The sequence below is a fragment of the Acinetobacter sp. LMB-5 genome (assembly GCF_001541635.1).
In the GTDB taxonomy this organism is placed as follows: domain Bacteria; phylum Pseudomonadota; class Gammaproteobacteria; order Pseudomonadales; family Moraxellaceae; genus Acinetobacter; species Acinetobacter pittii.
The window spans coordinates 1-319 of sequence record NZ_LRDR01000124.1 but is presented as its reverse complement, the minus strand read 5'-3'; the positions used below and the strand labels follow the sequence as shown (position 1 = coordinate 319).

Genomic DNA, 319 nt, shown 5'->3' with positions numbered 1-319 from the left:
GTATCGTTAATACTGCTGCTATTACCTGCTGCATCTGTAAACGTTACTTTGGCATCAATTGTTTTATCTGCATCAGTAACCAAATCACTGCCCGGTACACTTACTGTCCATGTGCCTGCTGTGCTATCTACAGTCGCAGTATACGTCTGGCCATTGATCACAACAGTGACCACTGTATTTGTTGCATCTGCCGGAACGTTTTTCAATACACCTGTAACAGTAACGTTGCCTGACGCTTCTGATGCATTAATCACATTATCAGCTGTTACTGAATCAACTGTGAAGTTAACACCAGCTGTATTTGGTGCAGCTGTATCAA

General features: G+C 42.6%; 1 protein-coding gene. It reads right to left on the bottom strand.

Annotated elements, in window-relative coordinates:
- Window positions 1–319: Ig-like domain-containing protein (locus tag AW165_RS18795; protein ID WP_155859675.1), on the bottom strand; the 319-nt coding region annotated here is incomplete at both ends.